This is a genomic window from Hymenobacter sp., from assembly GCF_036387835.1.
Taxonomy (GTDB): Bacteria; Bacteroidota; Bacteroidia; order Cytophagales; family Hymenobacteraceae; genus Hymenobacter.
On the sequence record NZ_DASVSY010000078.1, the window covers coordinates 78669 to 84815 of the forward strand.

Sequence of the window (6147 nt, forward strand, 5' to 3'; positions counted from 1 at the left end):
GCATTTGCATTCTACTTAGTTTTCCTTCTAGCAAACCGACATATACTACCGCTTTATAGTTTTATTTTTCAGTCAAAATGCTAGTTTCCAATAAAATAGACAAACCTTAACTTTGGGTGATAAATTTATATTTTCTATAATAGTTCAATAAAATAAATATAATTACATTTACAATCATTGAACAGCATCAAGGACCTGTATCAGGTCATATTGCCGTCTCCGAAGCACCTAATACCACTCTTACTGCCCACGTACACACCTAACTGTTCCTTATTTTATCATATTATCATGAGCATAGAACTATTGTTAGAAGCCTCTGCTGTGTCCATATTTTACGATAACCAGAACCGCTGGTTGTATCTGGACTGGTGCGGGGATCTTACGTTGAGTTCAGTTCAGGAAAGCTGTTTGCAAATTGCAAGCTGTTTTCTTTCTCGAAACTGCACCCGCATTCTCAACGACAACACGAACGTAACCAGTATCACACCCGACGTGGGAAGCTGGCTTGCCAGTGAATACCTACCCCACGTGCAGCTAGCCGGCGTTGAGTACGTAGCGTGGGTGTATTCCTCGGGGGTGGAAGTTCAATGCTGCGCCGATATCGCGCTATTCAATGTCACGTCGCCGGTAGTGGCTATGTTTGGTGATGTAGCCTCTGCTTATAGCTGGCTTAGCGCAGTGAAGTTTAAGTCGCCAGTTATGATGAAACCACCCGTAAACCTGGTTTATCGTAACCAACAAGAGCTTAAAAACCACGTTGCCTCCTTAAGTAATGTATATCTGCACCAGGTGAGCGACATGGGCAGGGCAATGTCAAGTTCGGTGGTGTCTCACTCCCTGTTGCAAATGTTCTAAGCATTAGCTTACACAAGAAAAGCTGACAATAGTGGGCATCAATATTACCAAGCTGATCAGGAAGTTAGTTGAGCGTCCTCGAGAAGCACAGCCAACGCTTCGCACAAATGTGGTCCCCTCTTGCATCAATACACGAGATGTTTCCCGCTGTCGGCATGATGCAGAGCTGACTTCTTAGTGTAACTTCTGTAGAAAGAAAAAGCCTGACTCCAGCTGGAGTCAGGCTTTGATTTGTAATACCGGGGCCTGATTAGGCAGCCGCCGATTGGCCGTTCTCACGATCATCGATAGCCTTCTTCAGCTTCGTGATGGCCTGAGTGGCACGCTCATCGTCGAGACGGTTGATGTTGAGCAACATCTTGGTCTTCTCCTGGCGCGTGATAACCGGATGGTTCAGCAGGCGGATAATCTCTTCCTTCTGCGCAGCCGATGCATACGCCACGGGAGCTGCAGCCTCAGCAGCTGGCTCGGCTACTACGGCCTTCATAGGTGCAGCAGCTTCAGCAGCGGGCGCGGGAGTAGCGGCAGCAGGCACTATAGTCATGGCAGGCTGGGCAGCAGCAGGCGTGTTGCCACCGTACTCCATTTCCTCGGCAGGTGTAGGCTCGTAGCCAGCAGCCCGGATAATCCAAGCGAGGATGTTGCGGTAGGCTTTGCCAATAGCGCGGGTCTGCGCCATGCTCATAATGGCAAACTCCTGGTAGAACTTCTTGCCCTGCTCTTTGCTCGAGCAGATAGCGAAGCCCGCCCCGACCGTCTGCCCCGAACGCATGTCGAACAGCGTCACCTTGGCTTGATACTTCAGCTCCTGGTCGTTGGAAACGTTGATGACATGGTCAACGATAGGCACGATGCCTAAGCGCGAACCAGCATATTGCCAGCCTTCCACGTTCACAAACTCTTTGCCTTGCACCGTGGTGGTCAGCTTATTTTCCTTGATGAACTTGGCCAGATCAGTAGCCAAGTGCAACGTCTCGTCGGAGCGCGAGATATCGTAGCTCTCCACTTTATTCTTGCGTATCGGCTCTTTGATGGTCTTGGTTGCTTCGCTCATGGCGTCTGTTCTTTTATGTCCTGTAATACCGTGATTGTGTTCTGATGTGTTAACGCCACAAGATACGAAAAGGTGCAAAAAGATATATATTTTTTTGCAAATTTTATTCCTGTATATCAAGTACTTACAAAGGCATTTTTCAGGTTCTTTAGTGAACTAACATTTTTAGTCATTGCCGGCAGTAAGACGCCTGCTTTGTTCGTCTTTCGAGCCTTGATGAGAGGTGCTAGTTCAAGGCTGTGGCGCAAAACCTGCTCTTCGCGTATCCTTGAATTAGCACAACACTTAGGTTAACGTAACAAGCTGGTTCAAGTGTCCCCATTACCCCGGCGCCCTATCAGTCGTTCAACCTTAGCCTTAGCACCGAGGCATGAAATGCAGATTCAGTGTTATAGAAGCTGTTTAGGAAGTCCGCTAAACGCCTCATGCCATCCTACTTGATCTGGCGTCCGCTTGTCGAAGCATCTCGCTCGCTTTGTTGGGTTTACCACCCTAGCAAGATGCTTCGCTCCGCCTCCGGCTGCGCGGGCGCCAGATCAAGCAGGATGGTCAAGCAAATACCTAAGCAGCTTCACAGTCTCTGAGGCTTGCACAAACCACCAAAATGCGGACATAAGAAAACCCGCTCCTTCGTTTCCGGAAAACGAGGGAGCGGGTTACAAGCATGATCCGGGTCGGCCGGACGCATGACCAATGTCGAACTTCTATGCTAGGCATCTGGAATAGGCTTCCAGATACGAGCTTATACGTGCAACCTGAACTGTAGGTTGTAAATCAAGTGTTTCCCTCCCAAATGAGCCCGTCTTTCATGGTGATCTTCCGGTCGGCCATTTCAGCTAGTTGGTCGTTGTGGGTCACAATAACGAAGGTTTGACCTAGCTCTTTGCGCAACAGGAAAAATATCTGGTGTAGCTCCTGCGCGTTCTGCGAATCGAGGTTGCCGCTAGGCTCGTCGGCGAAGATAATTTCGGGCGAGTTGATGAGCGCCCGCGCTACGGCGGTGCGCTGCTGCTCGCCACCGCTCATTTCACTAGGCTTGTGGTCGGCGCGGCGCTCCAGGTTCAGCATGCCGAGCAATTCGCGGGCGCGCACCCGGGTTTCGGTTTCCGAGCGGCCCGCCAAATACGCGGGCAGGCACACGTTTTCGAGGGCCGTAAACTCGGGCAGCAGATTATGAAACTGAAAGATGAAGCCGATATGTTGATTACGAAACCGGGCCAGATCTGAGCGCTTGAGCGTGCTAACCGATTCGCCATCGAAAAGCACCTCCCCGGAGTCAGGGTTGTCGAGGGTGCCAAGAATGTGCAGCAAGGTGCTTTTGCCGGCGCCCGAGGAACCTACTATCGATACTATCTCCGATTTCTCGATCGTCAAATCAATGCCCTTGAGGACTTCCAGTGTATTATATTTCTTTCGAACGTTGATAGCTTGCAGCAAAACGGAACCAGGTAAAGTGAGCCGAGGGTATAGAAAACAAATCTACGGTTTGCCCCGCAGATTACGCGGCTTACGTTGATTTCGGTACTACAGAGTCCCTACGCTGTCCAAGTGACTAAGGATATCGCGGTTGCTACTGGTTTTCTGCTACTTGCTTTATTCGCTGCCTATTTCGCTGCCTGTTAAGTACTATGCCAACTACGCTATCCTTTGCATCTGCGCGCCGGTTTTGGTGGATACCCCTGGTGCTTCTAGCCACCCCTATGGCGTTGGCCGCGCTGTGGTGGCACTGGCCCCGGCAAGTGCCTGCCGCAGTTGTGCCGGTTAGCACTACTCGCTTAGCAAATGCTCGTTTGACCGACAACCGCATGCGGGGCGTTAATTGGGTGGCCGCCGACTCCGTTGCCAGTATGAATCTGGAGCCGCTTGTTCGTTTGGGCGTTACGTGGATGGCGCAAACCCCTTTTGGCTGGCAAGCCGGAGCAACCACGCCCGAGGTGCGCCTGCACACGGGCGCCGGCTACCGCGGCCATTGGGGCGAGAGTGACCGAGGCCTCATCCAAACAACCAAAGCAGCCCGGCAACACGGCATTCGTACCATGCTCAAGCCGCACCTGTGGCTGCGCGGCGGCAGCGGCTCCTGGCCCGGCGACATCAACATGACCACCGCCGCCGACTGGCAAACCTGGTTTGCCAGCTACTCGGTTTTCCTGCTGCACTACGCCCGGTTAGCCGAGAGCAGCAACATGGATGCCCTCTGCATCGGCACCGAACTGCAGCACGCCAGTGTGGGCCACGAAGTGGAGTGGCGGACCCTCATAGGGAAAGTGCGCAACGTCTACCACGGTCCGCTCACGTACGCCGCCAACTGGAGTGGGGAATTCGAGCAGATCCGTTTTTGGGATGCCCTCGACTATATCGGTGTTCAGGCGTATTTTCCGCTCAGCGCCACCACCCGCCCCACCAAAGCTACTTTGCTGGCCTCCTGGAAAAAGCCGCTCCGCCGCCTCGAAGCCATACAGAAGCGCTACAAAAAGCCCGTGCTATTCACAGAAGTCGGCTACAAAACCACCCCCGACGCGGCCATTGAGCCTTGGGCCTGGCCCGACCGAACCGCCGTGTTTACCGAGCTCGACGAGCAAACGCAGCGCGTCTGTTACGAGGCCATGTTCGAGACTTTTTGGCGACAGCCTTGGTTCCAGGGCACTTTTATCTGGAAGTGGTACCCCGGCCTGCAACCCGATGGCCCGGCCCACCGCCACCTCGACTTCACGCCCCAACACAAACCCGCCGAACAGGTAATGGCGCAGTGGTATGGAAAGTGACTTGTTGAATTGCTGATGGATAGTTGTTGATTGTTGAAGGCTGACTGTACAGGGGCTTCCAAGTAATCCGGGAATCAAGTATATAACCATCAACAATACAGCAATCAACACCCAACAAGCCAACTATCAACACTCAGCCATTCAACAATCAACTTCTTTCTACCTACTTTCGTGCACTTATCGAACCACCTCCATAACTGACCTCCATGAACATTCACGAGTATCAGGGCAAAGACATTCTGAAGCGCTACGGTGTACGCGTGCAGGAAGGCATAGTAGCCGACACCGCCGACCAAGCAGTGGCCGCCGCTAAAAAGCTAACCGCGGATACTGGCACTAGCTGGTACGTAATCAAAGCCCAAATTCACGCGGGCGGCCGCGGCAAAGGGGGCGGCGTGAAGCTGGCCAAAAACCTAGATCAGGTGAAAGAAATTGCCGACCAGATTATCGGCATGCAGCTCGTGACCAAGCAAACCGGCGCCGAAGGCCGCAAAGTCCACAAAGTACTCGTAGCTCAGGACGTCTACTACCCCGGCGAGTCGGAAACCAAAGAGTACTACATGAGCGTGTTGCTAGACCGCGGCACCGGCAAAAACGTTATCATCTACACCACCGAGGGTGGCATGGACATCGAGGAGGTTGCCGAAGCGCACCCCGAGAAAATCCACCGCGAGCATATCGACCCCCGCGTTGGTTTGCGCCCGTTCCAGGCAGCCAAAATTGCCTTCAACCTCGGTCTGACCGGCCCGGCTCAGAAGGAAATGGTGAAGTTCGTGACGGCTCTCTACAAAGCCTACGACGACACCGATTCGGCCATGTTCGAAATCAACCCGGTGCTGAAAACATCGGACAACAAAATCCTAGCCGTTGACGCCAAGGTAACCCTGGACGAAAACGCCCTCTACCGCCACCCCGATTTCTCGGCCCTGCGCGACACCAACGAGGAAGACCCCTTGGAAGTAGAAGCCTCGGCCTCGAACCTGAACTACGTGAAGCTCGATGGCAACGTAGGCTGCATGGTAAACGGTGCGGGCTTGGCCATGGCCACCATGGACATCATCAAGCTAAGCGGTGGCGAGCCGGCCAACTTCCTCGACGTAGGAGGTGGAGCCAATGCCCAAACTGTTGAAGCCGGTTTCCGCATTATCCTGAAGGACCCGAACGTGAAAGCCATCCTCATCAACATCTTCGGCGGCATCGTGCGCTGCGACCGGGTGGCAAATGGTGTGGTAGAAGCCTACAAGAACATCGGCGACATCAAGGTGCCGATCATCGTGCGTCTGCAAGGCACCAATGCCGAAGAGGGCGCCCGCATCATCGACGAGTCGGGCCTGAAAGTATACTCGGCCGTACTGCTGAAAGATGCCGCTGAGCGCGTAAAGGAAGTACTGGCGATGTAAGCAATAGGGTTAAACTTCTAAGCCTTAAACTGTCATTCCGACGAAGAAGGAGTCCGAGTAAAGCCATTCAATGGCT

The 6147-nt window shown here is 53.1% G+C and carries 5 protein-coding genes; 3 read left to right on the forward strand and 2 right to left on the reverse strand.

The window, feature by feature from the left end; all coding sequences use genetic code 11:
- Positions 1-288 precede the first annotated feature (288 nt).
- On the forward strand, positions 289-855 hold the full coding sequence (locus VF639_RS15220; protein ID WP_331146778.1) for a hypothetical protein: 567 nt from the start codon (positions 289-291) through the stop codon (positions 853-855).
- A gap of 250 nt (positions 856-1105) precedes the next feature.
- Here VF639_RS15220 and VF639_RS15225 read toward each other — a convergent pair whose 3' ends face one another.
- Both VF639_RS15225 and VF639_RS15230 read right to left on the reverse strand, forming a co-directional pair.
- Positions 1106-1909 carry a hypothetical protein gene (locus tag VF639_RS15225; RefSeq protein WP_331146779.1) on the reverse strand — a complete coding sequence of 268 codons (804 nt, stop codon included), beginning with the start codon at positions 1907-1909 and terminating at the stop codon, positions 1106-1108.
- A 774-nt stretch (positions 1910-2683) separates the two neighbouring features.
- Positions 2684-3346, reverse strand: a complete 663-nt coding sequence (locus VF639_RS15230) for an ABC transporter ATP-binding protein (RefSeq protein WP_331146780.1) — start codon at positions 3344-3346, stop codon at positions 2684-2686.
- A gap of 191 nt (positions 3347-3537) precedes the next feature.
- Between VF639_RS15230 and VF639_RS15235 the strand changes: the two genes are divergently transcribed.
- Together VF639_RS15235 and sucC are read left to right on the forward strand one after the other, a co-directional pair.
- The gene (locus VF639_RS15235; protein ID WP_331146781.1) at positions 3538-4671 is read left to right on the forward strand and encodes a glycoside hydrolase family 113; all 1134 of its coding nucleotides are present in this window, start codon (positions 3538-3540) and stop codon (positions 4669-4671) included.
- Between the two features lie 206 nt (positions 4672-4877).
- Entirely contained in the window at positions 4878-6071 is a 1194-nt protein-coding gene (sucC, locus tag VF639_RS15240; protein WP_331146782.1) for an ADP-forming succinate--CoA ligase subunit beta, read from the forward strand.
- Positions 6072-6147 lie beyond the last annotated feature (76 nt).

Excerpts from the sequence above, each read along its gene's own strand:
- VF639_RS15225 (WP_331146779.1), bottom strand. The coding sequence starts at position 1,909 with ATGAGCGAAGCAACCAAGACCATCAAAGAGCCGATACGCAAGAATAAA.
- VF639_RS15220 (WP_331146778.1), top strand. The coding sequence starts at position 289 with ATGAGCATAGAACTATTGTTAGAAGCCTCTGCTGTGTCCATATTTTAC.
- sucC (WP_331146782.1), top strand. The coding sequence starts at position 4,878 with ATGAACATTCACGAGTATCAGGGCAAAGACATTCTGAAGCGCTACGGT.
- VF639_RS15235 (WP_331146781.1), top strand. The coding sequence starts at position 3,538 with ATGCCAACTACGCTATCCTTTGCATCTGCGCGCCGGTTTTGGTGGATA.